The sequence below is a fragment of the Leisingera caerulea DSM 24564 genome (genome assembly GCF_000473325.1).
GTDB classification, from domain to species: Bacteria; Pseudomonadota; Alphaproteobacteria; order Rhodobacterales; family Rhodobacteraceae; genus Leisingera; species Leisingera caerulea.
The window spans coordinates 2,448,783-2,473,098 of sequence record NZ_KI421513.1 but is presented as its reverse complement, the minus strand read 5'-3'; the positions used below and the strand labels follow the sequence as shown (position 1 = coordinate 2,473,098).

Genomic DNA, 24,316 nt, shown 5'->3' with positions numbered 1-24,316 from the left:
CATGGGGGCAGATAATGAGCTTTTTGGGTGTTGAGCAATCCTTGAGCGGGCGCCGCTGGGTCGGGCCAGGCGTGGAGGTGGACCGGGCGTCGGAAATGATGGCGCAGCAGACCGGCCTGCCCCGTTCGGTGTGCCAGGTGCTGGCCCGGAGGGGCGTTCCGGCGATGGAGGCGACGGGGTTTCTGGAGCCCAGGCTGAAGGAGCTGCTGCCCGACCCGCGCGAGATGAAAGACATGGAGGCCGCCGCGGCCCGGTTCCTGGAGGCGGTGCGGCGCAAGCAGCGGATCGCGGTCTTTGCCGACTACGATGTCGACGGCGGCAGCTCCGCCGCGCTGCTGCTGGTCTGGCTGCGGCAGATGGGGCTGGAGGCGACGCTTTATATCCCGGACCGCATCGACGAGGGTTATGGCCCCAACGTGCCCGCCATGCAGGAGCTGGCCGCCGCCCACGACCTGATCATCTGCGTCGACTGCGGCACCCTCAGCCATGAGCCGATCGCCGCCGCCAAGGGCGCTGACGTGATCGTGCTGGACCACCACCTGGGCGGCGAGACGCTGCCGGAATGCGTGGCGGTGGTGAACCCCAACCGGCAGGACGAAAGCGGCGACCTGGGCTATTTCTGTGCCGCCGGCGTGGTGTTCCTGATGCTGGTCGAGGCCGGGCGGCAGATGCGCGAGGCAGGTGCCAAGGGGCCGGATCTGATGCCCCTGCTGGACCTGGTGGCACTGGCCACTGTCGCCGATGTGGCGCCGCTGATCGGCGCCAACCGGGCGCTGGTACGCCAGGGGCTGAAAGTGATGGCGGCACGCAAACGCCCCGGGCTGGTGGCGCTTTCCGATGTCAGCCGCATGGATTCGGCGCCCTCCACCTATCACCTCGGCTTTCTGCTGGGACCGCGGGTCAATGCCGGCGGCCGGATCGGCAAGGCCGACCTGGGCGCGCGATTATTGTCAACTGACAATCCGCATGAGGCCGCCGCCCTGGCCGAACGGCTGGACCAGTTGAACACCGAACGCCGCGACATCGAAAATGCGGTGCGCGCTGCGGCTTTGGACCAGGCCGAGGCACGCGGGCTGGAGGGACCATTGGTCTGGGCCGCAGGCGCGGGCTGGCATCCGGGCGTGGTGGGCATCGTCGCCTCCCGCCTGAAAGAAGCCGCCAACCGGCCCGCCATCGTGATCGGCTTCGACGGGGATGAAGGCAAGGGATCGGGACGTTCGGTCTCCGGCGTCGATCTTGGCGCCTCGATCCAGCGGCTGGCTTCTGAGGGCCTGCTGGTCAAGGGCGGCGGCCACAAGATGGCAGCGGGCCTTACCGTGATGCGCGACAAGCTGGAACCGGCGATGGAGCGGCTGAGCGAACTTCTGGCCAAACAGGGCGCTGGACAAGGCGGCCCCGCCGACCTGAAACTGGACGGCGCCCTGATGCCCGGTGCCGCCACGGTGGACCTGATCGGACAGATCGAACAGGCCGGCCCCTTTGGCGCCGGTGCCCCTGCCCCGCGCTATGCGCTGCCCGACCTGCAGGTGCGTTTTGCCAAGAAGGTCGGCGAAAGCCACCTGAAACTGTCGCTCAGCGACGGCATGGGGGGTGGGGTGGATGCGATCTGCTTTGGTGCCTTTGACACCGCCCTGGGCCCGCGGCTGCTGGAGCACGGCGGTGCCCGCTTCCATTTTGCCGGACGGCTGGAAATCAACACCTGGGGCGGTCGCCAAAGCCCCCAGCTGCGCCTGGAGGACGCTGCCGAAGCGTGAGATTTCAAAGGCTTGCTGCCTGTGGATAAGAAATTTCGCGAATGCGTATTTTTTCTCTTGCGGGTTCCGGCGCTTATAACTAAATACCCGCTCACGCACTGAGTGGCCCGTTCGTCTATCGGTTAGGACGCCAGGTTTTCAACCTGGAAAGAGGGGTTCGATTCCCCTACGGGCTGCCACTTCCCCCCGCCAGAAGCAGACACTCTCGACGCGCCAACCGCGCGATTTTTTGCGTTTATTTCCAGCGGATTACCCCTGCGAAGCGGCCCGGAAAAAATCTTCGCATTTCCGCAAAAACCCTCTTGCGCCCGGCCGGCGCAATCAGTAAACACCGCCCCACAGACAGAGTGGCCCGTTCGTCTATCGGTTAGGACGCCAGGTTTTCAACCTGGAAAGAGGGGTTCGATTCCCCTACGGGCTGCCACTTCCTCCCCCGAAAAATTAATCCGACGCGGCGCACTGGCGCATATCCCGGGCGCTCAGCCTTTCTTTTGCTGTGCGCTGTTCCGCTGACGCAGTGGAAACACCCAGAACCGCGGCCGGAACTCCGGCCCCGGTCCAGTTTGACCCGCGGCAATCCCGCCGGTCAGGAAGCTGGACCGCCCGCTGCCTGCTGCGGCTCAGCCGCACCGTTGCCGCAGGCGGCTGCACCCAGGTCGTCCTTTTCCATGCCTTCGCGGTAGAAGCAATGCTGCGCCCGCCCCGCGCGTTTAGCAGCATAAAGCGCCAGATCCGCCTGGTTCAGCAGCTGCTGCATGTCCGGGACCTTCTGCCAGGTCGACAGGGTGGTGCCGGCACTGGCGGAAATCCTGCAGGTCTGGGCGCCAAAGGGAATTGGCTCCTCCAATTGCTGAATCAGCCGCTTGGCAATGGCCGCCAGCCGCGTGGTGTCCAGCACACCTTCGAGGATCATCACAAACTCGTCACCGCCCACCCGGACCACAGTGTCCGACTGACGGGTGCATTCCACCATGATCCGCGCCGCCTGCTGCAGCACCGCATCGCCGGCGGCATGACCCAGCGTATCGTTCACCTGCTTGAAGAAATCCAGATCCAGATGCATTAGTGCAAATTCGCGGCCGCTGGCGATCAGCCGCCCCAGCACATGATCCATCGCCCGGCGGTTCTTGAGCCCGGTAAGAGTATCGGTAAAGGCCTGCTCCTCGGCGGCGATCTTGGCCCCCTGCAGACGCAGGTTCAGCTGGCGGGACGCCTCCATCGCGGCGGATTTCGCCTCCACCAGATAGAGCATCTCGATGGTCAGGTCGGTCGGCGAAAAATCGGCGCTGGTCAGATCGTAATCGCGCACCGCTTCCAGAACCGAGATCCCGAAGGACAGGTTGATGAACGCGCCCTGCCCGTCCGGCAGCGGCGTGCAAACCCCCTTCAGACCGGTCTGAGGCGCGTCACGGAACTGCAAATGCAGCTTGCTGCCGGAAGTCCGCAGCAGATCCTCCACCGAGCGCACCGAGCGCGGCCGCGACAAATCAAAGACCCGGAAGAACCGCCGCCCCTCCCAGCTTAGCTGCGGGCGCAGCTTCTTCAGGGTCGGCCCGGCAGAGACGATGCGCCCCTTGGGATCGACAATTGCGTACATCGGGCAGACCACACCTGCCATCCGGGTCAGCTGCTCGAGTGTCATCATAACGAGTGCGCCCCCAAATCAAACTCGCGCCCGGCAGCGAACTTGGTTTCCACCAGAGTAATGGAAATCACCTCTGCGCCGCCTTGGGTGCCGCTGTGGTCCAGGAAAACCAGGTCGCCGTAGTCATCGGCCATCGCCCGCAGAACACCCATCAGAACATAGGCATAGCCCGGCAGCCCCGGCTGGCAGATCAGCTCAAACTGCTGCGGCGCCTGCTCCAGCAGTTCCAGCGCGGGAAGATGCAGGTCCGAAACCGCCAGCCGCGCCCGGTCCGGCAGATCATCCAGCGAATGCAGGAATTCAACGTAGTTCACGCCGCCAAAGCGGAGCAATCGCCTCAGCGCCTCCACCTGAGGATTGGACACCAGGAAAGTGCCCATGTCCTCCAGCATTTCAGGCAGAGGGCGTGCCAGCACCTTTTCCATTGCCGCCAGCATCCGACCCGATTGTTCATCAGTGTAAAACAGCATTGCCTCGAACTCGGAAAACCCGAGCCCGGCCTCTTCCATAACCTCTTCCCAGCGGTCCGCTCCGTAGGTACTGGTCACAAAAGCCTGAATCGCCCTGTTGATCAGACCGTGCATGCAATGGCCCCTTTTTGCCTATGCCACAGTCTTGACGCCTGCGGGTTAAGAAAGGCCCAACAAAGCAAATTTGCGTGATTAATCGCGCGCATTTCCCCCGGTTTTTTCTTTTGAACCAGGCCCGCCGCCTTGCGCAGCGGACACCGGCCCTGTGCGTGTTACGATCCTAGTCCGGCTGCCGGGCTCTGGCCAAGCGGTTCCGGCAATGCAGCTTGCTTACCCGGTTCCGGCTTTCCCCTACTGGACCGGCTGGCGCCAAGAGGCAAGCCCGCAACGGGCCGTGCCTGCCAGACCGGCAGAATCTGACCTGCTGCCAGTCCCCCAACCAAAAAAGCGGAGGGTTACCCCTCCGCCTTTCCCGCGCAGCTGCCGGTTTCAGAAGTCTGTGGGCGCCCCGCCCTCAGCCTTGCGGCGGGCAACAAAATCCGCCAGTTCGCCGCGGATCGCCGCGTCCATCGGCGGCTCCTCGAAATCGGCGATGATTTCCTTGAACAGCTTGTGGGCGCGTTCCGCGGTCCAGGTGGCGCCTGCCGCCTCCCAGGCCTCATAGTTGCGCCAATCACTCAGAAACGGCTGATAGAATGCCTCCGCATAGCGGTCCTGAGTGTGCTGAATGCCGAAGAAATGGCCGTCGTTGCCGACTTCCTTGATTGCATCCAGGGCGATCTCCTCCGGCCCGGTGGCTGAGATCTGCGGCTGCATGTAGCGTTCGATCTGCTGCAGGATCTCACAATCCATGATGAACTTCTCGGGGCTGGCGATCAGCCCGCCCTCCAGCCATCCGGCCGCGTGGTACACCATGTTGGTGCCCGACTGCACCGCCGCCCACAGCGAGTTCGAAGTCTCCCAGATTGCCTGCCCGTCCGGCACGTTGGCCGCGCAAACCCCGGACGAACGCATCGGCAAGCCATAGAACCGCGCCATCTGCCCGGTCATCTGGGTTGAGCGCATGTATTCCGGCGTGCCAAAGGCCGGCGCGCCCGACTTCATGTCGACATTCGAGGTAAACGTGCCGATCACACAGGGCGTGCCCGGGCGCACATACTGAAACAGCGCAATGGCACAGAGGCTCTCGGCAATCGACTGTGCCACCGCGCCCGCCATGGTCACCGGCGCCATTGCGCCCGCCAGGGTAAACGGCGACACCACAATCGCCTGCCCCCGCCGCGCCAGCCGCAGGCAGCCGTCGATCATCGGGAAATCATGCTTCAGCGGCGAGGTGGAGTTGATGTTGGTGTACATATGCGGCTTGGCTTCGAACTCCTCATGGCTGAGCCCGCCGGCGATCCGCACCATTTCCATCACATCCTCGACCCGCTCCTTGCCCAAGCTGTAGGCGTGCATCGCCTTGTCGGTGAGGGTCAGCTTGTCATAAAGCACATCCAGATGGCGGACCGAGGCATGGATGTCCACCGGCTCCACCGGATAGCCGCCGGCGAAGTGGATGCAGTTGAAATACTGCGTCAGCTTCAGCAGGTTGCGGCACTGCTCGCGGTTGCCGGCCACCTTCTTGTTCAGCTCCATATCCCAGTAGTTGGGCGGCGAGGAGACATTGCCGAACAGGATATGGTTGCCGCCGAGCGGAATGGTCCGGTCCGGGTTGCGCGGGGTGATCGAGAATTCGCGGGGCGCTTTGCCAACCATCTCCATCACGAAATCCCGGTCCATTTTGACCAGCTCGCCTTCGACCTTGACGCCGGCCTGCTTGAAGATCCCCAGGGCTTCCGGGTTCAGGAACACCACGCCAATCTCCTCCAGAATGCGCATGGCGCCTTCGTGGATCGCCTGGATGCCTTCGTCGGTCAATGGCTCGGTCGGGCGGTCGATGTTGACCGGGATCTGCCACGGCATTTGCTCCAGCGCCGCACTGCCGCGCCGGGCCGCCGCGCCTGCCCTGCCCCCGCCCCGCCTCTTGCGCGCGCCTGTCTCTGCCATGCCGGTCTCCCCTAGATCCGAGTTTCCAAATGCCGATAGCCATTCACTGTGCCAATCTGCACGGTCCGAACCTGTCCGTTCCCGACCATCGCTGTCGTTTTTGCCCTGAAATCCGGCGGTCCAGACCATTTCTGTACACTTGTGCCCAGTGTGCCGCAGCAAAAACCGGCGCGCGAGAGCCGTGCGCCGGTGAAACAGCCCCGCCAGCCTAAGGTCAATGGAATCAGGAAGGGATCAGCGGTCGATCCAGGCCGGGATATGGCCGATGTCGGGCAGCACGATATCGGCGTGCGGCGCTAGGTCCTCGCGCAGCGCCATGCCTGTCAGCACCCCGATCCGCCGCATCCCTGCCGCGGCTCCGGCCTCCAGGTCATGCAGACTGTCGCCGACCATTGCGGTGCGCTCCGGCGGCACCCCCGCCGCCTTGCAGAAGGCCAGCAGCGGATCCGGGTCCGGCTTGGCACCATGGCCGCTGTCGCAGCCCGCGACAAAGGCGAAGCGGTCCAGCACACCCGCCCGCTGCAGCTGGCTCTTGGCGGAGACCTCGGCGTCGTTGGTCATCACCCCCAGCACCTTGCCGCGTGCCAGCAGCCCGTCGAGGAACTCCGCCAGCGGCACCGCGGGTGCCAGCTCGGCCTCCGCCGCACTTTGGGCCAGGAACACCGCCAGTTCCTCAACCTCCATCTCCGCCACAAACGGTGCCAGAACCTCCGCCACCTCGTCGTTGGACCCGGCAATCACCAGACTGTCGGGGTTGAACGCGCGCCGCTCCAGGTCATAGCTGATCACCCCGGCCATCGCCGCCAGAACCTCCTGGTCGCCCTTGGCGAGCGTCTCAAGCACCCGGGCCGCCCAGCCGTTCCAGGTGGCGGCAAAGTCGAACAGGGTTCCGTCCTTGTCGAACAGGAAGGCATCAACGGGCATGGCGGGTCCTCTCCTCCGCGGGAATTTGGCGGAACCCTAGGCACAGCCCCCGCCGATCTCAAGTCCAGTTCACCTGCGCGCCGCCCGGCAGCGACATCCGCGCCTGCAGCGGCATCTCATAATCCAGGCCGTGGGAATCGCAGAACTGCATCACCCAGTTGTCGTCCATCGTTAAGAAATCGAGCACCGACCCCAGAAACTCCGGCTCCGCTGCCCGCGCGCGCAGATCCGCCGCGCTGGCGCCTGTTGCACCCAGAAACACCGGCAGCAGCTCATCATTTCCGGCCAGCCAGGCCAGGGCTTGCAGCGCCAGGGTCTCGGCGCCATCGGCGGAAATCCGCATGTTCTCCACACTCCTGCCGCATTGCGGCCAATTTAGTAAAAATCCGAAAGGGTTTCTTAACCAGTCTCAGCAAAACTTCCAGTCATAGGATTTGCAAGGGGCGAAAGGATACCGCGTGCAAGGCACTATCCTGGTCATCGACGGCGTCTCCACCAACCGCATCATGCTGAAGGTGCAGCTGGCGGCTGCCTACTATGACGTGGTCCAGGCCGGCAGCACCGCCGAGGTACTGCAGGCCGCCCGCCAGCACCGCCCTGATCTGGTGCTCACCGCGATGTCGCTGCCCGACGGCACGGCTGCCGGCGTCAAGCGCGAGCTGGCCGCGGATGAGACGCTGGCCGATCTGCCCGTCATCGCGATTTCCGACTGGGAGGGCTCCAAGGCCCGGCTGCAGGCGCTGTCCGAGGGCATCGACGATGTGCTGCAGCAGCCGGTGGACGACGTGATCCTGCAGGCCCGCATCCGCAGCCTGCTGCGCGCCCGCAGCGCCGACGAGGAGCTGAACCTGCAGCGCGATGCCTCGCACGGGTTCATTCTGCCGCTGAGCGACCGCTGCTGCGCCGAGGAACTGCGCAATGCCACCGTCGCTTTGGTAGCGCAGGATCCCCGCACCGCCATGGCCTGGCGCGACCGCCTCTCCGCCTGCCTGCCCTACGAGCTTCGCACCCATGCGATCAGCGATATCCAGGGACTGATGCAGGCACCGGTCGCCGATGCCATTATCGTTGAGCTGAATGAGGCCTCGGCCGGTCCAGGCCTGCGGCTGCTGGCCGACCTGCGCGCCCGCGCCGCCACCCGCCAGACGGTGGTGATCGCGGTGCCCAATCCGGCCGATCCGCAGATCGCCGCCGAGGCGCTGGACCGCGGCGCCCATGACGTGCTGCAAACCGGTTTCGATGTCGAGGAGCTGGAACTGCGCCTCACCGCCCAGCTGCAGCACAAGGCCCGCAAGGACCGGCTGCGCGACAGCGTCCGCAACGGGTTGCGCGCCGCGGTGCTGGACCCGATGACCGGCCTCTACAACCGCCGCTATGCCAAGCCGTTCCTGGACCGGGTGGCGCATTCCGCCGCCGCCAATGGCGAGAAATTCGCCGTCATGCTGGCCGATCTCGACCATTTCAAGCGGATCAACGATGTCTACGGCCACCCTGCCGGCGACGCGGTGCTGATCGAGGCCGCCCGCCGTATGCAGCAAGTGCTGGGCCCGGCGGATCTGCTGGCCCGGGTCGGCGGTGAGGAGTTCATGGCCGTCCTGCCCGGCGCCAGCGAGGCCGAGGCCGGCGTCGCCGCCGTTGCCCTGTGCAACGCAATCAACGGCACCCCTTTCGAAGTCCCCGGCGCCGCGGAACCGGTCCAGGTCACCATCAGCATAGGCGCGGTGATGGGCGGCGGCGGTCAGGACGGCAGCGCCGCGGCACTGGTCGAGAAGGCGGATCAGGCGCTCTATAATGCCAAGCACGCCGGCCGCAATCAGGTCACCTTATCCAAAGAATGCACCGTGGCCGCCTGAGGCCTGCGCACGCATCCGGTCAAGAAATGCGGCAGCCGCAACCGGCTGCCTTTCAGGTGAGTGGCGCTGTCCAATATCTGCCGCGGGCGGATCAATCCCGCCCGTGCCCAGACCTGTGCCAATGCTTGCCGCGCCGCTGCATCCTGTCTTCCATACGGTCAGCAAAGGCGGCGCGCTCCTCCGGCGTCATCGCCTCCATCTTACTCACCCAGGCATCCTGCACTTTAGAGTGGAAGGCGTGGCGCGCGTCCGCCTGGCTGCGCAGCATGTCCCGCAGCGCTGCGGCGTCGAAACTGCCGCTGCGCAACGCCGCGATCACCGCCTCACCCTCGGCATGGCGGCGCTCGAAGTAACTGCCGTGATGCCCCCCCGCCTGCTGCCGCAACTCCTTCCGGGTATCGCGGTCCAGCTCGCGGAAGATCATCGCACCCACCGACGGCGGCCGCTGCCAGTGCCGGTCCGAGCCGGAGAACCGCCAGGCCGCACCGGCCGCGATGCCGATCACCGCGAGGTTCAGCGCCAGCGAGGCCGCCAGCAGAAGTTTCAGCCACAGCTTCATTCCGGGTTTGCCCTCCGCACTCATTGCAGGTCCTCGCTCAGCATCAGCGCCATGTCATAGCTCTCATCGGCGAACGCGGTGCTGGTGTTCTCATATCCGGCCAGCGCCACCGGGTCCGGCACAAAGGAGGGCGGCGCGATTCCGATCCACAGGCCCGCCGCGCTGGCCGCCGCCAGTCCGCCCATCGCAGGCCAGCCGCCGATCGCCTCGATCAGCTGCCGCCACAGCGGCTGGCGCACCGCCCGCTCAGGCCACGCGGCCCGGAAGCCCGCTTGCTCGCGTGCCGCATCGGCCAGAATGGCAGCGTTCAGCGGCGCCGGCATCCCGGGCCGCTGGCTGCGTGCCGCAGCAAACAGATCCTCCAGCTCCTCCAGTGCCTTATCCGTGTCAGCCATCGCTATACCCCAACTCTTCGCGCCGCCCGGCCAAAGCCGCAGCCAGCGCCCGTTTGCCCCGGGCGGTCAGACTCTCGACCGCCTCGACGCTGATGTCCATGATCCCGGCGATCTCCGGGTTCGAAAGCTCTTCCAGATGCCGCAGCACCACCGCCTGGCGCTGGCGCTCCGGCAATTGCATCAGGGCGGCCTGCAGCGCATCCTGCCGCGCGCCCTCCTGCATCTGCTCCGCCGCCGAGCGGCCCGGGTCCGGCGGCTCCGGCACCGCATCCAGATCCGCATGGCCGCCGCGGGCGCGCCGCTTGCGGTCGATGCACAGGTTCATCGCCACCCGGTACAGCCAGGTCGAGACCTGCGCCTGCCCCGGCTGCCACTGCGGCGCCATCTTCCACAGCCGCAGCATGGCCTCCTGGGTCACGTCCTCGGCCTCGGCTCGGTTTCCCATCACCCGCATTGCCACACCAAAGACCCTTGGCCCCAGCCGCGCGGTCAGCTCCGCCGCTGCCCGGCTGTCGCCATTGGCATACAGCACCATAAGCGCATCGCCGGAGACCTCCTCCGCGGCTGCGCTCATGGCATCCGGACCCCCAGAAGGGGCCCGGCGCCGCGATATTTCCGTCTTATGCAGCACGCGTCAGCGATCAGTTCTGCTCCGTGTTATTCCCTTGACCGTACCCATGGCCATGCATCCCGCCGCGATGCATCCGGGCATTCTCGAATTCCGCCTTGGAGATACCGCCGCTGCCATCGGCATCCATGCGGTCAAACATCTTGCCCGCCCGGCGCGGCTGCGGCAGCTCTTCCTTAGTCAACGCTCCATCCTTGTCGGTGTCAAAGCGTTCCAGCATCCAGGCGGCCCGCTCATTGGCGTGCTCCCGCGCCCGCGCCTGCATTTCTTCCAGCGTCAGCTTGCCGTCGCCATCGGCGTCCGCCTCGGCAAAATGCGCGTCCTTCATGGCCTCAATCTCGGCCCTGGTGACCTCGCCATTGCCGTCCGCGTCGATTTCCTCAAAGGACATCCTCGGCCCATGATGCCCGAACCCCTGCGCCAGGGCAGCGCCGCTTGCAGTCACAGCAGCTGCGGCAACGATCGCGGCGATGAACGTGACGTGTTTCATATCGTCTTTCCTTTGTCCTGCGGCAGCCTCTTGCTGCCTGATACATAGGAGAAACGCACACCCGCCGCAGATCCGTCGCAGAATCCAGAATATTTTTCCCAGCCCCCGCACGTTGCGGCAAACCGGCGCAGAAATCGGGCTTTCCCCTTTCCCGCGCCAGCTGAAGCGCGCAAAGATATGCCCAGCACACAGGATATTTTCATGACCGAGTCCCCCGCCGTTACGGCCCCCGAAACAGAGAACGACCGGCCCACCATGCCCGCCCTGGCCAAAGGCTGGCGCTGCAAGTGCCCCAACTGCGGGCAGGGCAAGCTCTTGCACTCCTATCTGAAAGTGAACAGCAGCTGCAGCCACTGCGGCCTGGACCTGACTCATGCGCGCGCTGATGACGGCCCGGCATACCTGACGATCCTGATCGTCGGCCACATCATGGCGCCCTTGATGCATGTGGTCTATTTCTCCTGGCGGCCGGAGCCTTTGGTGATGTTCACTGTGTTCACGATTGGCTGCCTGGCCTCTTCCCTCTATCTTCTGCCGCGGATGAAGGGGATCGTCATCGCCTACCAGTGGGCGCGGCGGATGCACGGGTTCGGCAAGGACACCCCGGCGGTAACAGGGCAATAACAGCATGAGCGACACATTTCTGAGCGGTGAAACCACCACTGACAAAACCGCAATCCGCAACGCGGCCACGGTCATTGCCATGCGCGGCCGGATGACCAGCGACCCGCAGGTGCTGATGGGCCAGCGCGGCGCCAAGGCCGCCTTCATGCCGAACAAGTTCGTTTTCCCAGGCGGCGCGGTTGATGTGGAAGACGCGCAGATCCCCCTGGCCTCGCCAATCTCCCCCGTCTGCCAGGAACGCCTGGCCGACAAGGCACCCGCTGACATGCACCACGCCCTCAGCGTCGCCGCGGTGCGGGAGCTGTGGGAGGAAACCGGCCTGATCCTGGGCGAGCCCGGCAGCTGGACCGGGGACATCCCCGAAGACTGGCAGAGCTTTGCCGCCACCGGCCATGTTCCTTCGGCTAGGGCGATGCAATTCGTCTTCCGCGCCCTGACCCCGCCGGGCCGCCCGCGCCGGTTCGACGCGCGCTTCTTTTTGGTCGATGCCGATCAGATCACCGGCGATCTGGATGATTTCTCCCGTGCTGCGGATGAGCTGTCGCATCTGCAATGGATCCCGCTCAGCCAGGTGCGCAGCTTTGACCTGCCCTTCATCACCGAAGTGGTGCTGGCCGAAGTCACCGCCCGCGTCCGCGATGCCGAGCCGCCGCAAAGCGTGCCCTATTTCCACAATAACGACGAGGCCAGCCTGTTCCTGCGCCTCAAGGGGTATCCGATGCCAGCGGACGGGTAACGTTCTCCAATCCGGAATTATCGCATAATTCCGGCTGCCCTGCTGCAGGCGCTGCCGGTCAGATCGCCAGAACCAGCACCAGGATCGACACGACCAGCAGCGCCATGCCCGCCAGCTCACGCGCTGTGACCTTCTCCTTGAAGAACAGCACTGAGGCCAGCAGCGACAGCAGCAGCTCCACCTGTCCCACCGCCTTCACATAGGCCGCGTTTTGCAGCGTGAAGGCCCAGAACCAGCAGAACGAGCCGCCCATGCTGGTCAGCCCCACCCAGACCGCCACTTTGCGCGCCGCCCAGACCCGAGCGATCTCGCCCTTGTCGCGCAGGCCCAGCCACACGCCCATGAACAGTGTCTGCAAGCTGACCACCGCCGCCAGCGTCACCGCCGCGCGGAATGCAGGCTCCAGATCGCCCAGCTGCAGCGATGCGCCCCGGTAGCTGACGGCGGAGAAGGCAAACAGCACCCCCGACCCCAGCCCCAGCTGCGCCGCGCGGTTGGTCAGGTGCCGCCACCAGGCGCCTGTTGCGTCCGGCGCCCGGGACAGGACCAGCACCGCCGCCAGCCCGATCAGGATCGCCACCCAGCCGCCAAAGCTGACCGGGTCACCGAGCACCGCCAGACCGACGATGGCGGTCTGGATCACTTCGGTCTTCTTGAAGGTGATCCCCACCGCAAAATTGCGCTGCTTGAACAGCGCCACCACGCAGACCGTTGCCAGGATCTGCGCCGTGCCGCCGATGGCGGCATAGATCCAGAATGCCGGCGGCAGCGGTGGCAGAGACCGTCCGGAGACCGCCAGATACAGCGCCAGCCCCGTCAGGATGAACGGTGCGGAATAGAAAAACCGGGCGAAGGTGGCTCCGCCCGGCGTCAGCGTCACGCTGCTGAGGACCTTCTGCAGCATGAAGCGCACGGTCTGAAAAGAGGCAGCGGCAATGGAAACGGGGATCCAGGCAAACATGCCCTTGCTTATGCGCCGTTATTCCCCCTGCTGCCAGAGCGGATGCGGCACCGGATCCTTGGCGCGCAGCAGGTAGTTGCGGAAAATCTGCAGGTAGTTGCGGTAGATATAGCCGTCGTTGGCTTTCAGGAATTCCGCCTTGCGGGCCTGGTACAGCTGCGGCAGGGCATACCAGGGCACGCCTGGGTGCATGTGATGAACAATATGCAGGTTGTTGTTCAGGAACAGGAAGGCAAGCGGCCCCTTGTCCTCGATCACCACGGTGCGGCCGCCGGCGCTCTCATGCGCCCGATGCTCCAGAAACGTGCGGATCTTCAGCAGCCCAAGCCCCATATAAGCTCCGGCAACCGCCGCCCACAGCGGCGCCGGCGACTGCAGCACCACCCAGGCCACTGCGGCCAGACCGATGAAGTGCAAAATCCAGTCGCGGACAATCCCCGGCTCCCCCCGGCGCGCCAGCCGCCAGTCGCCGGCCATGAAGCAGACCTGCCCCACCAGCGGCCCCAGCACCATCCGCCCCAGCAGCGTATTGTTCACCCGCAGCAGCGCCTTGCGCCAGCCGGGCAGCCGCGACCAGACCGCCGGATCCTGGAAATTGCTCTCCGGGTCGTCATAGGGATCGGTCAGCGCCTCATCCTCATGGTGCGCCAGATGGGTGTCACGGAACCGGCCGTAGGGGACCGCCATGCTCAGCGGAAAGAACATCAGCGCCTCATTGAGCCAGCGGCTGCGGAACGGGTGCCCGTGCAGTGCCTCATGGGTCAGCGAGGAATGCAACGCCGCCATCACGCCCAGCGCCAGCACCGTCAGCGCCAGGCTGATGCCGGGCAGCAGCCACAATGCCGCCAGCCAGCCGCCGTAACAGGCCAGGATCAGCGCCAGGGTGCCCCATTCGGCGCTGCGGGGCATATATCCGCGGCAGCTCTCAGACATGGCGCCGCCCCCAGCTGATCTGCGCCCAGACCCGCTCGTACACCAGGTAGACGGTAAAGCCGATGCCGGTGTTGATCAGCGCCATCACCCCGCCCGCCTTGACTGAGCCGGTGGCGGCCAGCCCCACCAGCGTCATCGAGACCAGCCCGAGAACGTTCCAAATCACCGCCTTCACAATGGAGCGCTTGCGCGTTTCCATATTGCCTCCTGCTATTCTTGGATAAGTGCTTGTTTCGAAACTACCGCGGCAGGAGGGTGTGCAGAATTCCGAATGCAGTTAACAAAATCCATCGAGCGTGATATTTAAAAACATATGATAGAAAATATCGACAAACGGGTGCGGGCAGAGCAGTTCCGGCAAAGATTGAACAGGGCGCTGCGCGACAGCGGCCTCAGCCAGAGCGCCCTGGCCCGCGCCGTCGGGGTCGACCGCTCCACCATTTCGCAGCTGCTGACCGATGAGGGCGCGCGGCTCCCGAACGCGCATGTGGTCGGCGCCTGTGCCGGTGCGCTGGGGGTGTCCGCCGACTGGCTGCTCAGCCTCTCAGACCGGCCCGAAAGCGCGGCGGAGCTGCTGGCCTCCAGCCTCTCCCTCACCGAGGCGCCGCGTGCCTTGGTGGATGAGCGGATCTTTGACTGGCATCAGGAGGCGGAGGGCTACAAGATCCGCCACGTGCCGGCTGCCCTCCCTGACATGCTGAAAACGCGCGCGCTGCTGGAATGGGAATACTCGCCGCACCTGGGCCGCACAGCCGGCCAGGCCATCGGCGCCTCCGAGGACCGGCTCACCTGGATGCGGCAGTCGCCGTCCGACTATGAAATTGCGCTGCCGCTCTTTGAACTCGACAGCTTCGCGCATGGCGTGGGCTACTACGAAGGACTGCCGGTGGAGGTGCGTCTGGAGCAGCTCGCGCAGTTCGAACGGCTCTGCGAGCAGCTTTACCCCCGCCTGCGCATCTACCTGTTCGATGCCAAGCGGCTCTACTCCTCGCCGATCACCATCTTCGGCCCGCTCCTCTGCGTGTTCTATGCGGGCACCCATTACCTCGCCTTCCGCGACAAAGAGCGGATCGCCACCTTCACAAATCATTTCGACAATCTGGTTCGCGAGGCGGATATAACTGCGCGGCAATTGCCGGGGCGGCTGCGGGCGCTCAGGGCAGCGATCAGCAGTTAAGACGAATTAAGCAGTTGTTCCGCCCGGCCGATACGCCGGGCAGCGCCCGTCCCGCTTCCCCACGGGGCGGACGCTGCTCTTTGCTTGCGAGATCCAGACCTCACACCTTCGGATCCGGGTTCTCCGTATGGCCGTCGACGGCAATCACCTGCCCTGACACCAGCCGCGCTGCGTCCGACCCCAGAAACACCGCCATATTGGCAATGTCGCGGGCTTCGACGAACCGGCCCATCGAAGTCCCGGACGCATAGCCGGCATAGACCTCATCCCGGGTCATGCCCTTGGCCGCGGCCTCACGTTCCAGCACGCCTTCCATCCGCGGCCCTTCCACCGCGCCGGGACAAATCACATTGGCGCGGATGCCAAACGGACCCAACTCCATCGCCAGTGTTTTCATCAGGCCGATAACGGCCCATTTCGCCGAACAATAAGGCGCCCGGTTCGGGTAGCCGTACTGGCCCGCGGTTGAGGACGTTACGACGATTGACCCGGCCTTGGCTGCCTTCATCAAAGGTGCCGCATATTTTGCGGCCAAAAAGCAACCCTCCAGATTGACGCTCACGCATTTGCGCCAGTCCTCCAGCGCAATGTCCTCGATCCGCGCGGTCGGTCCGGCGATGCCTGCATTGGCGCAGAGCACATCCAAACCGCCCCACGTGCCGGCGATCTCGGCAAACAGCGCCTTCACGCCCGCCTCATCGGTGGCATTCACTGCCGTTGTCCGCCAGCACTCCGGCAGGTCTGCCAGCGCCACGGCGCTCACATCCGTGACCCAGACCTGATGGCCGGCGGCAGCAAAGCCCTCCGCCATCGCACGGCCAATTCCAGACCCGCCGGCGGTGATCAGAACCCGGCTCATCGCGGAGCGCCAATCGCGCGGCCAAGCCCCTCGGGTGCCGGCAGCGCCGTATGGGCCTCCGCCAGTTTCGCCAAATTGGCCTCGATATGCGGCGCAGGCGGGGCGGAGCGGCGGGTCGCAAGATCCACATGCAACAGCATGTGCTCGCCGGTTGCCAACAGCCGCTCGCCCGAGAACATCTCGTGCCACAGATGCATCTTCTTGCCCGCGCCCATGATCACGCGGGTCCGCACCTGGATCGGGTCGCCTGCATGCACTTCGTCGATATGGCGGATGTGGGTTTCAGCGGTGAAATAGCTGCCGCCGTTGGCGATATAGTCCGCATCGCATCCGATGATCATCATCAGCCGGTCGGTCGACTGCGCAAAGGCATCCAGATAGCGGCTCTCGGTCATATGGCCGTTGTAGTCGGTCCAGTCCAGCGGCACCACGCGGCTTTGGGTCAGCACCGGCTGGCTCAAGTCCTCAATCTCATCAATCGAGCGCACCAGACCGGCCTCGCCCTCGCGGTTCAGGTCGTGGGCATTCTGCAGCGCACCGGCGCCCCAGTCGTTGTTGCCCAGCGCCCGCATCATGCCCACCAGGTTATCGTCCCGGTGCCGCTCCAGCTCACGGATCGAATACTGGCCGGACTGCGCGTCGGACTGGCCGGCGATCAAGTCCACCAGTTCGTCGGTGAACTGCGGGACATCCATCAGCTTGGTCCAGGGCCACTGCAGCGCCGGGCCGAACTGGGCCATGAAATGCTTCATGCCCGCTTCGCCGCCGGCCACCCGGTAGGTCTCGAACAGGCCCATCTGCGCCCAGCGGATGCCAAAGCCATAGCGGATCGCGTTGTCGATCTCCTCGGTGGTGGCAATACCGTCCTTCACCAGCCACAGCGCCTCGCGCCAGACCGCCTCCAGGAAACGGTCGGCCACATGGGCGTCGATTTCCTTCTTCAGATGCAAGGGATACATGCCGATGGCACTGATGATCTCCTTGGCGCGGTCAATGACACCGGCCGGATTGGCCCCGGTGGTGACCAGTTCCACCAGCGGCAGCAGGTAGACCGGGTTGAACGGATGCGCCACCACGATCTGGCCGGGGTTTTCACGCCCGTCCTGCAGCTGCGACGGCTTGAAGCCGGAGGTGGACGAGCCGATCACCGCATCCGGCGCGCAATGGGCCTGCAGTTCAGCATAGACTTTCTGCTTCAGGTCCAGCCGCTCAGGCACACTCTCCTGAATCCACTCGGCACCCTCGACAGCCTCCGCGATGGTGTCATGAAACGATAGCTGTCCCTCCGCAGGCAGCGCCACATTGCCCAAACCCGGCAGCGAGCGGCGGGCATTGTCCAGCACTTCACCGATTTTGCGTTCCGCATCCGGGTCCGGGTCGAACACCCGCACGTTCCAGCCATTCAGCAGGAACCGCGCGGCCCATCCGCCGCCAATAACCCCGCCGCCGATAATTGCCGCCGATTGCTCCACCATTGTCGTCCATCCTCCGAGGGACCCGGCCGCCGGGCCCGTGTGTTATTCCTTGGTCTGAAGCACCATCTCCAATGCCTCAGGGTCATAGCCGTTGCGGCGCAGCACTGCCTTGGCCTCTGCCAGGTCTTCTGCGCCCAATTCCGGGCTGCGCGCCAGAATCCAGCCCTGTTCGCCGCTTGGGGTGCCGACCACAGCAACCGAGTAATCCTCCGTCACGTCCAGCACCCAGTAATCGCCCCAGGTCAGCGGCAGCCAGCTCAGCCAGGAGACGAAGTTCACCTCCAGCTTGCCCGGCGCACGGACGCGGGCCACCCCCTCCGCCGCCTCGACCGGCCCGTCCAGGCCCTCGCGGCGGCAGCGGTTGACGACATTGATCCGCGCATCTTCCAGCGCGCTGTAGGTCGCTGTCACCCCTTCGCAGCCCTCTTCAAAGCGGTTGGGAAAGCGGGCGATCTCGTACCACGTCCCCAGATAGCGGGAGAGATCCAGATCCTCCTGCACCGTCATCGGCACATCCGTGTCCCGGTAGCCCTCAGCCCGGGCAGAGGCCGCCGCGGCGGCTATCAAAAAGGCTGAGGCAGCAACTGCCGGGATGAATTTGCGGAAGGTCATGGCCGGGATCTCCTGAATCGGGGCGTTGGATTTCATCACACCCCAACGCCCCGCGTCCTGAGCGGTTCCCTCAGCTAGCCGCCGGTGCGCGCTTGGTCAGCCCCAGCTGCTCGCGCACCTCCTGCGGCCCGATCACCCGCGCGCCCATGTTCGACACGATGGTGTTTGCGCGCTCGACCAACTGCCAGTTCTCCGCCAGCACCCCCTTGCCAAGCCACAGGTTGTCCTCCAGCCCGACCCGCACGTTGCCACCCGCCAGAACCGACTGCGCGGCATAGGCCATCTGGTTGCGGCCCAAGGCAAAGGCCGAGAAGGTCCAATCGTCCGGCACATTATTGACCATCGCCATGAAGGTATTCAGATCATCCGGCGCCCCCCAAGGAACCCCCATGCACAGCTGCACCAGCGCCTTCGGCTCCAGCACGCCTTCCTTCACCAGCTCCTTGGCAAACCACAGATGGCCGGTGTCAAATGCCTCGATCTCCGGCTTCACGCCCAGGTCGGTCATCATCTGCCCCATCGCCCGCAGCATACCCGGCGTGTTGGTCATGACGTAATCGGCCTCGGCAAAGTTCATGGTGCCGCAGTCCAGCGTGCAAATCTCCGGCAGGCATTCCGCGATATGCGCCATCCGCTCTGTGGCACCCACCATGTCAGTGCCCGCTTCCTTCAGCGGCAGCGGGTTTTCGGTGTCGCCGAATACGATGTCGCCGCCCATGCCGGCGGTCAGGTTCAGCACCACATCCACCTCCGCATCGCGGATCCGGTCCGTCACCTCGCGGTACAGGTCCAGGCGGCGGCTTGGCACCCCGGTCTCCGGATCGCGCACGTGGCAGTGGACGATGGCCGCCCCGGCCTTGGCCGCGGCAATGGCCGACTCAGCGATTTCCTTGGGCGACCGCGGCACATGCGGGCTGCGGTCCTGAGTGCTGCCGGATCCCGTCACGGCACAGGTGATAAAGACCTCACGGTTCATTTCCAGCGGCATTTGTCTTCTCCCGTCGATGTACAGGGTTTTGCCTCGGGTTATCCCCAGGCTCCTCCCCAGATTCTGATTTGCGCTGGCTCCGACTCTGCCGCAGCCTTTTGCGGCACAGTTTACACCAGGCGAATCGAAGTTGATGAAATCCGCAAAAAACATCCTGCAGCCCGAGAACCGGCCCCTGAAAACCGCGCTGCTGGTGCTGGACGAATGCAACACGCTGTCGTTCGCGGCAGCGGTCGACCCGATGCGCGCCGCAAACCGGCTGGCGGGCCGCGCGGCCTTTGACTGGGATTACGTCAGCGCCACCGCCGAACCGCCGATGCTGACCAGCGGCCTGACCGTGCCCAGCATTCCGCTGGCCCGGCTTGAGGGCTGCGAGCTGCTGATCGTCGTGGCCGGCTTCCAGCTGGCCCGCCACGCCACCCCCAGCCTGCTGGCCGGCCTGCGCCGCATCGCCGCCACCGGCGCCACGATTGCAGGCATCGACGGCGGCCCCTGGCTGATGGCCGAGGCCGGGCTGCTGGACGGCCACCCCGCCACCACCCATTGGGAAGACCTGGAGAACTTCTCCGCCCGCTTCCCGGACGCCGACGTCCGCAACGACCGCTTCACCGTGTCCGAAGGCCGCCTGACGTCGGGCGGCGCAACGCCCGCGATCGAGATGATGCTGCACATCATCGGCGCCCGCCACGGCGCGGGCTTTGCCGCACGGGTGGCCGGGCTGTTCCTCTACGACGGGCCCGCCGCCGAACCCCGCCCGCAAAGCCGGCTGGGCGGCCGCAAGCACAACGCGCTGACCGCCAAGGCCAACGCGCTGATGGAGTCGGCGCTCGACGAGCCGCTGCCGCTCAGCGCCATTGCCGAGACGCTCGGCACCAGCCCGCGCAGCCTGCAGCAGCAATTCCGCCTGCGCCTCAATACGACGCCGCAGGACCACTACCTGCAGCTGCGCCTGGCCGAAGCCCGCCGCCTGGTCACCGACACCAACATGCCGCTGATGGAGGTGGCGATGGCCACCGGCTTCACCTCGCAATCAAGCTTCGCCCGCGCCTTCCGCACCGCGCACGGCACCTCGGCCCGCGACCTGCGCCAGGAACAGGCGCGCCCGACCGCGCACTGACCCCGGCAGAATCCCTTTCACCTGGCTGAAAATATCCCGGGGGTGAATTGCGCCCCCAGCGCAAGAGGGGGCAGCGCCCCCTCCTCCGCCCGCCTCAATAAGGCATCGGATGCGCCCGGTGCGCAGCGTTGATCTCGCCCAGAACCTCCTGGCTCAGCTCCACATCCACTGATTTCAGCAGATGCTCCAGCTGCGGCAGATGCGTCGCGCCAAAGATCGCCGACGCCATGAACGGCCGGGTCCGGCACCAGGCCAGCGCCATATGCACCGGGTCCAGCCCGTGCCGTTTGGCGATTTCCAAATAGGCCGCGACCGCATCATAGACCCGCGGGGAATGCCGCCCCCCCAGCTCCGGGTTGATCGACTTGCGCGAGCCTTCCGGCACCGCCCCGTCCTGATACTTGCCGGTCAGGAGCCCGGTGCCCAGCGGCGAAAACGCCATCAGGCCCACGTTCTCATTGACGCTCAGCTCCGCCAGGTCGGTGTCATACATCCGGCAGAGCAGCGAGTATTCATTCTGGATCGAAGCCACCCGCGGCCAGCCGCGATCCTCGGCGATGCGCAGCCATTGCGCGGTGCCCCAGGCGCTTTCGTTCGACAGGCCGAAGGCCCGGATAGTGCCGCGCTCCACCTCGCGCTGCAGCGCTTCCAGGCAGTCCTCCATATTGGCCAGCACCTCCTCGCGGTTCTGGCCGGAGGGATCATAGGTCCAGTTCTGCCGGAACATGTAGCTGCCCCGGTTCGGCCAGTGGAATTGGTAGAGGTCGATATAGTCTGTCTTCAGCCGCTTCAGCGAGGCTTCCACCGCGGGCGCGATGGTCTTGGACGAGATCGGCGCGCCGTCCCGCGCATGCTTCATCCCCTCGCCGGAGTGCTTGGTCGCCAGGATGTAATCGCTGCGCCGTCCGGTCTTTTCGTTCCAGTTGCCGATGATCCTCTCGCTGTCACCGATGGTCTCCGCGCTGACCGGGTTCACTGGATACATTTCAGCCGTGTCGGCAAAGTTCACGCCTGCCGCCAGTGCCCGATCAATCTGCGCATGGGCCTCGTCCTGCGGCGTCTGGGTGCCAAAGGTCATCGTGCCCAGGCACAGCTCAGAGACCTTGATGCCAGTACGGCCCAACGGGTTCATTTTCATATCGCGCGCTCCCCAGTTCCGGATGTGCCAGCGACCCTAAGGCTCCGCCAGGGAAGTGCAAGCCGCTGCGGACACAGCCCCGTTTGCGCCGTTAACCATTTACCGGCAATCACAGCCGGATCACGCCCGTCTGTGATATTATTAAAATTGTCAGAAACCCCTGCAAAAGGAGTGAGCCATGACACTGTCTATGACCAAAAGTTACAAGGACCTCATTGCGGAAGCCGAAGCCGCGGCGCCTTCGCTCAGCCTTGCGGATGCGCTTGCGGCACATGGCTGCAAGGAGACCGTATTTGTCGATCTGCGCGTCATCCGCGAGATTGAAAAGACCGGCGCGATTGCCGGCGCATTTTCCTGCCCGCGCGGCCTGATGGAATTCTGGATTGATCCGGACAGCCCCTATCACAAACCGGTTTTTGCCGAAGACAAGGTCTTCGTCTTTTACTGCGACAACGGCTGGCGGTCGGCGCTGGCAGCCAAGGCCGCACTGGAAATGGGCCTTCCGCAGGTGTTCTATCTGCGCGGCGGTTTCAACGGCTGGATTGCCGAAGGCGGCCCTGCAGCCCCCTACAAGTGGTAAACATCCGTCCAGCCCTGAATTAATGCATCCCGTCGCTTGCGCCGCCGCTCATTTACCGGCAGCCTGCTCCCGAAATTCCGGGGAGCGACGACTATGCCGCAACAGATCACCAAGGGCGTCAAGGCGCTGCTGAGCGAAGCCAACAGCCTGGTTGAAACCATGCCTGTCGAAGACGCCAAGCAGGAGGTTCTGGACGAGAACTACGTCTTCATCGACCTGCGCGACATCCGCGAACTGCAGCGCACCGGCATGATCCCCGGCGCCTTCTCCTGCCCGCGCGGAATGCTGGAGTTCTGGATCGACCCGGACAGCCCCTACCACAAACCGGTGTTCAACCAGGACAAGACCTATGTGTTCTACTGCGCCAGCGCTTGGCGCTCGGCGCTGAGTGCCAAGGCGGCGATGGAGATGGGGCTGAAACCTGTGGTGCATCTTGAAGGCGGCTTCAGCGAATGGGCCAAACAGGGCGGCCCGGTGGTCCCCCGCGAGGGCTGAGCCGCGCAGACTGCAGCAGGCAGCCTGTTTCCTCCGGCGGCACGGCGCCTCCCCCTTACACGGTTGCTGTGCTGCACGGTAGCCCGGGTGCTGCCGGTGCTCCGTTTCCGCGTGTTGCAACGCTGCGGCCGCAAATCTTGGATCGAGACCTTTTCCAAAGCGGTTTTTTCCAGGCGCTGGAAGACGCGCTGGCCTTTGCCTGACAGCGCCCGCGCCACAGGTCACGATTGAGAACAAATAGGGAACATGCTATGTTCCCCCCATGCCGACTCACCTGCTTAACCGCCGCCGCCACAGCCCCCGGCCGGCATTGCCCCTGACGGAGGGGATTGCCCTGGAACACGGCCGCACGCATGAGGCCTGCGGCCCCGCCCGCCACCGCTTTGCGCTCTGGCTGGCCGCCGCCGCCCAGAAGGCCGCCAGGGCTGCCGCGCCGGACGCAGCCCCGGGGCCGGTGCTGTGGCTGCCCCCGCCGCGGGGCGGCCGCCAGCTGAACCCGGACGGGCTGGCCGCCTGCGCCAGCCCCGCCCGCTTCCTGTTCGTGCAGGCCGCCCGGACAGAGGATCAGCTCTGGATCATGGAGGAAGCCCTGCGCAGCGGCGCGGCGGCGCTGGTGGTGGCCGAACTGCCCGAGCCGCCCGCCATGACCCCGGTGCGGCGGCTGCACCTGGCGGCGGAGGCCGGCGGGCGCTTCGGCCCGGCGCCGCTGGGCCTGCTGCTGACGCCTGGACAGGGCGGCGCCCAGGGCATCGAAAGCCGCTGGCACCTGGCCCCTGCCCACAACCTTCTGGTCCATAACCGCTTGGTCCATGACCGTTTGACCGGCGAGGGAACAGCAGGCAGCCAAAGCTGCTGGAGCCTGCAGCGCCTGCGCGCCCGCACCCTGCCGCCCCGTAGCTGGCAAGTCCTCCAGGCCGCCGCCGGCGGCGCGCTGCGGGCTGTACCGGCGCCCCCGGCAGCCTCGGATCCCCCTCTGCCCTCCCAAGACCTGCCCAGAGGACTGCCCCTCCGCCTGCCCGATGGCAAGGCTGGCGCCCTCCCGCTCCCGCAGGAGGCCATGGCTGCGCCAGCGCCGCCTTAGCGGCTTTGGGCAAAAAGCCGGCGGCTGGCGGGAGCCCCCGCTGCATTGGGAAAGGGTGCACGGCCTTCACGGATGCACGCGGGAAAGTGAGCCGCCCCATCGGAAAACCCGGATAAGGTCAGACAGCAGGCCGCAAGAACGGATTGGGAACCCTATGCACACAACCCGGATACAGCGCCGCACCCTGCTGGCCGGCCTCAGCGCCGCACTGCTGGCGCCGCAAGCGCTGCTGGCAGCGCCCCTGCCGTACCGCCTGGTGCCCGAGGCCACGGATGTCCGCTTTACCTTCCTGCTCAACGGCCAGCCCCAGCAGGGCCGGCTTCCTGTGCGCGCGGCCCGCATCCGAATCGACCCGCAGAATCTGGCCCGCAGCCAGGCCGACATCACCCTCGACGCAAGGCGGGCCCGGACCGGGCTGATTTTTGCCACCGAAGCGCTGAAAAGCCCGGGCATTCTGGACACCGCCCGGTTCCCGGAGATCCGCTTCCGCTCCACCCGGATCCGCCTCGGGCCGGACGGGCGGCTGTCCGGCGGCGCCCAGATCACCGGCGATCTCACCCTGCGCGGCACCACCCGGGCCATCACCCTGCAGGCCGCTCTCTACCGCCGCCCCGGCACCGCGGCGGACGATCTGCGGGAACTGGACGTGCATCTGTCCGGCCAGCTCAGCCGCGCGGCCTTTGGCGCCACCGGATACGAAGGCCTGGTGGCCGACCAGGTCGGCCTCGCCATCAGGGCCCGCATCCGGCAAGCGCGCTGACCCCGCCTCAAGA

27 protein-coding genes and 2 tRNA genes are annotated in these 24,316 nt (G+C 65.5%); 12 read left to right on the top strand and 17 right to left on the bottom strand.

The annotated features are described in order from the left end of the window. Positions 1-14 precede the first annotated feature (14 nt). The 3 genes from recJ to CAER_RS0119165 all read left to right on the top strand — a co-directional run bounded on the left by recJ (position 15) and on the right by CAER_RS0119165 (position 2,178). The gene (recJ, locus tag CAER_RS0119175; RefSeq protein ID WP_027236881.1) at positions 15-1,754 is read left to right on the top strand and encodes a single-stranded-DNA-specific exonuclease RecJ; all 1,740 of its coding nucleotides are present in this window, start codon (positions 15-17) and stop codon (positions 1,752-1,754) included. Between the two features lie 104 nt (positions 1,755-1,858). After that, positions 1,859-1,933, top strand: a tRNA-Glu gene (locus tag CAER_RS0119170). 170 nt (positions 1,934-2,103) lie between these two features. Beyond that, a tRNA-Glu gene (locus CAER_RS0119165) sits at positions 2,104-2,178 on the top strand. A 162-nt stretch (positions 2,179-2,340) separates the two neighbouring features. Here CAER_RS0119165 and CAER_RS28230 read toward each other — a convergent pair. From CAER_RS28230 to CAER_RS0119140, 5 genes are all read right to left on the bottom strand, one after another. Next, positions 2,341-3,399, bottom strand: a complete 1,059-nt coding sequence (locus CAER_RS28230) for a GGDEF domain-containing protein (protein WP_036797449.1) — start codon at positions 3,397-3,399, stop codon at positions 2,341-2,343. Continuing rightward, entirely contained in the window at positions 3,396-3,983 is a 588-nt protein-coding gene (locus CAER_RS0119155; protein ID WP_027236880.1) for a heme NO-binding domain-containing protein, read from the bottom strand. Before CAER_RS0119155 ends, CAER_RS28230 begins: the two co-directional genes overlap by 4 nt. Before the next feature lie 375 nt (positions 3,984-4,358). Next, the gene (locus CAER_RS0119150) at positions 4,359-5,918 is read right to left on the bottom strand and encodes a trimethylamine methyltransferase family protein (protein ID WP_027236879.1); all 1,560 of its coding nucleotides are present in this window, start codon (positions 5,916-5,918) and stop codon (positions 4,359-4,361) included. 234 nt (positions 5,919-6,152) lie between these two features. After that, on the bottom strand, positions 6,153-6,842 hold the full coding sequence (locus tag CAER_RS0119145; protein WP_027236878.1) for an HAD family hydrolase: 690 nt from the start codon (positions 6,840-6,842) through the stop codon (positions 6,153-6,155). A gap of 58 nt (positions 6,843-6,900) precedes the next feature. After that, positions 6,901-7,185: a DUF3572 domain-containing protein gene (locus tag CAER_RS0119140; RefSeq protein WP_027236877.1), complete on the bottom strand. Its 285-nt coding sequence runs from the start codon at positions 7,183-7,185 to the stop codon at positions 6,901-6,903. Positions 7,186-7,300: 115 nt separating this feature from the next. Here CAER_RS0119140 and CAER_RS0119135 point away from each other — a divergent pair, with 115 nt between their 5' ends. Next, entirely contained in the window at positions 7,301-8,695 is a 1,395-nt protein-coding gene (locus tag CAER_RS0119135; RefSeq protein WP_027236876.1) for a diguanylate cyclase domain-containing protein, read from the top strand. Positions 8,696-8,786: 91 nt separating this feature from the next. Here the strand turns inward: CAER_RS0119135 and CAER_RS0119130 are convergent, their stop codons facing one another. The 4 genes from CAER_RS0119130 to CAER_RS0119115 all read right to left on the bottom strand — a co-directional run bounded on the left by CAER_RS0119130 (position 8,787) and on the right by CAER_RS0119115 (position 10,767). After that, positions 8,787-9,278, bottom strand: a complete 492-nt coding sequence (locus CAER_RS0119130) for a periplasmic heavy metal sensor (protein ID WP_027236875.1) — start codon at positions 9,276-9,278, stop codon at positions 8,787-8,789. Next, positions 9,275-9,649, bottom strand: coding sequence for a hypothetical protein (locus CAER_RS0119125; RefSeq protein ID WP_027236874.1), 375 nt, complete (start codon positions 9,647-9,649; stop codon positions 9,275-9,277). The genes CAER_RS0119130 and CAER_RS0119125 overlap by 4 nt, the downstream gene beginning before the upstream one ends. Continuing rightward, the gene (locus tag CAER_RS0119120; RefSeq protein WP_027236873.1) at positions 9,642-10,223 is read right to left on the bottom strand and encodes an RNA polymerase sigma factor; all 582 of its coding nucleotides are present in this window, start codon (positions 10,221-10,223) and stop codon (positions 9,642-9,644) included. Before CAER_RS0119120 ends, CAER_RS0119125 begins: the two co-directional genes overlap by 8 nt. Before the next feature lie 67 nt (positions 10,224-10,290). After that, complete coding sequence (locus tag CAER_RS0119115; RefSeq protein WP_027236872.1) at positions 10,291-10,767, bottom strand: EF-hand domain-containing protein; 477 nt, start codon at positions 10,765-10,767, stop codon at positions 10,291-10,293. A gap of 201 nt (positions 10,768-10,968) precedes the next feature. Between CAER_RS0119115 and CAER_RS0119110 the strand changes: the two genes are divergently transcribed. Further along, positions 10,969-11,391 carry a DUF983 domain-containing protein gene (locus CAER_RS0119110; protein ID WP_027236871.1) on the top strand — a complete coding sequence of 141 codons (423 nt, stop codon included), beginning with the start codon at positions 10,969-10,971 and terminating at the stop codon, positions 11,389-11,391. A gap of 4 nt (positions 11,392-11,395) precedes the next feature. Next, positions 11,396-12,127, top strand: a complete 732-nt coding sequence (locus CAER_RS0119105; RefSeq protein WP_027236870.1) for an NUDIX hydrolase — start codon at positions 11,396-11,398, stop codon at positions 12,125-12,127. Positions 12,128-12,185: 58 nt separating this feature from the next. Here the strand turns inward: CAER_RS0119105 and CAER_RS0119100 are convergent, their stop codons facing one another. The 3 genes from CAER_RS0119100 to CAER_RS0119090 are packed head-to-tail and all read right to left on the bottom strand — an operon-like array spanning position 12,186 to position 14,220. Continuing rightward, the gene (locus CAER_RS0119100; protein ID WP_027236869.1) at positions 12,186-13,088 is read right to left on the bottom strand and encodes an EamA family transporter; all 903 of its coding nucleotides are present in this window, start codon (positions 13,086-13,088) and stop codon (positions 12,186-12,188) included. Positions 13,089-13,106: 18 nt separating this feature from the next. Beyond that, the gene (locus tag CAER_RS0119095) at positions 13,107-14,021 is read right to left on the bottom strand and encodes a fatty acid desaturase (protein ID WP_027236868.1); all 915 of its coding nucleotides are present in this window, start codon (positions 14,019-14,021) and stop codon (positions 13,107-13,109) included. Next, entirely contained in the window at positions 14,014-14,220 is a 207-nt protein-coding gene (locus tag CAER_RS0119090) for a DUF2061 domain-containing protein (RefSeq protein ID WP_027236867.1), read from the bottom strand. Before CAER_RS0119090 ends, CAER_RS0119095 begins: the two co-directional genes overlap by 8 nt. A gap of 114 nt (positions 14,221-14,334) precedes the next feature. Here CAER_RS0119090 and CAER_RS0119085 point away from each other — a divergent pair, with 114 nt between their 5' ends. Next, positions 14,335-15,198, top strand: coding sequence for a helix-turn-helix domain-containing protein (locus tag CAER_RS0119085; RefSeq protein WP_027236866.1), 864 nt, complete (start codon positions 14,335-14,337; stop codon positions 15,196-15,198). A 100-nt stretch (positions 15,199-15,298) separates the two neighbouring features. On the opposite strand, the gene CAER_RS0119080 is transcribed toward CAER_RS0119085, so the two are convergent. From CAER_RS0119080 to CAER_RS0119065, 4 genes are all read right to left on the bottom strand, one after another. Beyond that, positions 15,299-16,057, bottom strand: a complete 759-nt coding sequence (locus CAER_RS0119080) for an SDR family oxidoreductase (protein WP_027236865.1) — start codon at positions 16,055-16,057, stop codon at positions 15,299-15,301. Beyond that, complete coding sequence (locus CAER_RS0119075) at positions 16,054-17,529, bottom strand: carnitine 3-dehydrogenase (protein ID WP_027236864.1); 1,476 nt, start codon at positions 17,527-17,529, stop codon at positions 16,054-16,056. Before CAER_RS0119075 ends, CAER_RS0119080 begins: the two co-directional genes overlap by 4 nt. Positions 17,530-17,574: 45 nt before the next feature. Further along, positions 17,575-18,144, bottom strand: a complete 570-nt coding sequence (locus CAER_RS0119070) for a lipocalin family protein (protein ID WP_027236863.1) — start codon at positions 18,142-18,144, stop codon at positions 17,575-17,577. A 70-nt stretch (positions 18,145-18,214) separates the two neighbouring features. After that, positions 18,215-19,132: a beta-keto acid cleavage family enzyme gene (locus CAER_RS0119065; RefSeq protein WP_027236862.1), complete on the bottom strand. Its 918-nt coding sequence runs from the start codon at positions 19,130-19,132 to the stop codon at positions 18,215-18,217. A gap of 133 nt (positions 19,133-19,265) precedes the next feature. On the opposite strand from CAER_RS0119065, the gene CAER_RS0119060 reads away from it, so the two are divergent. Beyond that, on the top strand, positions 19,266-20,249 hold the full coding sequence (locus CAER_RS0119060; RefSeq protein ID WP_027236861.1) for a GlxA family transcriptional regulator: 984 nt from the start codon (positions 19,266-19,268) through the stop codon (positions 20,247-20,249). Between the two features lie 94 nt (positions 20,250-20,343). Here CAER_RS0119060 and CAER_RS0119055 read toward each other — a convergent pair whose 3' ends face one another. After that, entirely contained in the window at positions 20,344-21,387 is a 1,044-nt protein-coding gene (locus CAER_RS0119055) for an aldo/keto reductase (RefSeq protein WP_027236860.1), read from the bottom strand. Positions 21,388-21,565: 178 nt separating this feature from the next. Here CAER_RS0119055 and CAER_RS0119050 point away from each other — a divergent pair, with 178 nt between their 5' ends. The 4 genes from CAER_RS0119050 (at position 21,566) to CAER_RS0119035 (ending at position 24,303) form a co-directional block, all read left to right on the top strand. Next, positions 21,566-21,967, top strand: coding sequence for a rhodanese-like domain-containing protein (locus CAER_RS0119050; RefSeq protein ID WP_036797446.1), 402 nt, complete (start codon positions 21,566-21,568; stop codon positions 21,965-21,967). A gap of 93 nt (positions 21,968-22,060) precedes the next feature. Next, positions 22,061-22,462 (top strand): rhodanese-like domain-containing protein, encoded by a 402-nt coding sequence (locus CAER_RS0119045; protein WP_027236858.1) that lies wholly within the window; start codon positions 22,061-22,063, stop codon positions 22,460-22,462. Between the two features lie 262 nt (positions 22,463-22,724). Further along, positions 22,725-23,543 (top strand): hypothetical protein, encoded by an 819-nt coding sequence (locus CAER_RS28225; RefSeq protein ID WP_209320210.1) that lies wholly within the window; start codon positions 22,725-22,727, stop codon positions 23,541-23,543. A gap of 154 nt (positions 23,544-23,697) precedes the next feature. Beyond that, positions 23,698-24,303, top strand: coding sequence for a YceI family protein (locus CAER_RS0119035; protein WP_036797444.1), 606 nt, complete (start codon positions 23,698-23,700; stop codon positions 24,301-24,303). Positions 24,304-24,316: the final 13 nt, after the last annotated feature.

Coding starts and splice junctions, on each gene's coding strand:
- CAER_RS0119105 (WP_027236870.1), top strand. CDS start 11,396: ATGAGCGACACATTTCTGAGCGGTGAAACCACCACTGACAAAACCGCA.
- CAER_RS0119035 (WP_036797444.1), top strand. CDS start 23,698: ATGCACACAACCCGGATACAGCGCCGCACCCTGCTGGCCGGCCTCAGC.
- CAER_RS0119085 (WP_027236866.1), top strand. CDS start 14,335: ATGATAGAAAATATCGACAAACGGGTGCGGGCAGAGCAGTTCCGGCAA.
- CAER_RS0119130 (WP_027236875.1), bottom strand. CDS start 9,278: ATGAGTGCGGAGGGCAAACCCGGAATGAAGCTGTGGCTGAAACTTCTG.
- CAER_RS0119120 (WP_027236873.1), bottom strand. CDS start 10,223: ATGAGCGCAGCCGCGGAGGAGGTCTCCGGCGATGCGCTTATGGTGCTG.
- CAER_RS0119050 (WP_036797446.1), top strand. CDS start 21,566: ATGACACTGTCTATGACCAAAAGTTACAAGGACCTCATTGCGGAAGCC.
- CAER_RS28225 (WP_209320210.1), top strand. CDS start 22,725: ATGCCGACTCACCTGCTTAACCGCCGCCGCCACAGCCCCCGGCCGGCA.
- CAER_RS0119115 (WP_027236872.1), bottom strand. CDS start 10,767: ATGAAACACGTCACGTTCATCGCCGCGATCGTTGCCGCAGCTGCTGTG.
- CAER_RS0119145 (WP_027236878.1), bottom strand. CDS start 6,842: ATGCCCGTTGATGCCTTCCTGTTCGACAAGGACGGAACCCTGTTCGAC.
- CAER_RS0119090 (WP_027236867.1), bottom strand. CDS start 14,220: ATGGAAACGCGCAAGCGCTCCATTGTGAAGGCGGTGATTTGGAACGTT.
- CAER_RS0119095 (WP_027236868.1), bottom strand. CDS start 14,021: ATGTCTGAGAGCTGCCGCGGATATATGCCCCGCAGCGCCGAATGGGGC.
- CAER_RS0119070 (WP_027236863.1), bottom strand. CDS start 18,144: ATGACCTTCCGCAAATTCATCCCGGCAGTTGCTGCCTCAGCCTTTTTG.
- CAER_RS0119140 (WP_027236877.1), bottom strand. CDS start 7,185: ATGCGGATTTCCGCCGATGGCGCCGAGACCCTGGCGCTGCAAGCCCTG.
- CAER_RS0119150 (WP_027236879.1), bottom strand. CDS start 5,918: ATGGCAGAGACAGGCGCGCGCAAGAGGCGGGGCGGGGGCAGGGCAGGC.
- CAER_RS0119125 (WP_027236874.1), bottom strand. CDS start 9,649: ATGGCTGACACGGATAAGGCACTGGAGGAGCTGGAGGATCTGTTTGCT.
- CAER_RS0119055 (WP_027236860.1), bottom strand. CDS start 21,387: ATGAAAATGAACCCGTTGGGCCGTACTGGCATCAAGGTCTCTGAGCTG.
- CAER_RS0119060 (WP_027236861.1), top strand. CDS start 19,266: ATGAAATCCGCAAAAAACATCCTGCAGCCCGAGAACCGGCCCCTGAAA.
- CAER_RS0119155 (WP_027236880.1), bottom strand. CDS start 3,983: ATGCACGGTCTGATCAACAGGGCGATTCAGGCTTTTGTGACCAGTACC.
- CAER_RS0119045 (WP_027236858.1), top strand. CDS start 22,061: ATGCCGCAACAGATCACCAAGGGCGTCAAGGCGCTGCTGAGCGAAGCC.
- CAER_RS0119100 (WP_027236869.1), bottom strand. CDS start 13,088: ATGTTTGCCTGGATCCCCGTTTCCATTGCCGCTGCCTCTTTTCAGACC.
- CAER_RS28230 (WP_036797449.1), bottom strand. CDS start 3,399: ATGATGACACTCGAGCAGCTGACCCGGATGGCAGGTGTGGTCTGCCCG.
- CAER_RS0119080 (WP_027236865.1), bottom strand. CDS start 16,057: ATGAGCCGGGTTCTGATCACCGCCGGCGGGTCTGGAATTGGCCGTGCG.
- CAER_RS0119065 (WP_027236862.1), bottom strand. CDS start 19,132: ATGCCGCTGGAAATGAACCGTGAGGTCTTTATCACCTGTGCCGTGACG.
- recJ (WP_027236881.1), top strand. CDS start 15: ATGAGCTTTTTGGGTGTTGAGCAATCCTTGAGCGGGCGCCGCTGGGTC.
- CAER_RS0119110 (WP_027236871.1), top strand. CDS start 10,969: ATGACCGAGTCCCCCGCCGTTACGGCCCCCGAAACAGAGAACGACCGG.